Origin of the sequence: Lentimicrobium sp. S6, from assembly GCF_013166635.1 — a bacterium.
Lineage (GTDB): Bacteria > Bacteroidota > Bacteroidia > Bacteroidales > UBA12170 > UBA12170.
Window position 1 is genome coordinate 1 of the sequence record NZ_JABKBZ010000302.1, and the last position, 362, is coordinate 362.

The 362-nt window shown below is 42.0% G+C and carries 1 protein-coding gene; it reads right to left on the minus strand.

The window, feature by feature from the left end; all coding sequences use genetic code 11:
* A partial coding sequence (locus HNS40_RS22820; protein WP_172284999.1) for a hypothetical protein occupies window positions 1-362 on the minus strand: 362 nt, incomplete at both ends.

Below are 362 nucleotides of genomic sequence, written 5' to 3' on the forward strand. Positions count from 1 at the left end.
GATCTTGCAAAGATTAATTTATCCGTTGAAGAAAGCGAAGAAGTATAAGTCTGCACTTCAATTGCTGAGACATTAAGCCAAGTATCACCATCTCCATCGGATCCAACCATACCTGTATGGGCAGGATGTGTATATGTACTTCCTCCTCCTGAACCTGTAGGTGCTGCCCACTTTACACTACCATCAGTTCCATCGGCCGTTAACACCCAATTACTGCCAATTAAAGTTTCAGAAACCACACGCAATCCTTTCGTTGTTAAGGTTCCATTTACATCTAATGTGGAAGTTGGTGTATCAGTATGAATACCTACAAAACCTCCTCCTGAGCCATCCATATCAAAAGGTTCTACAAAAAAGGAGGG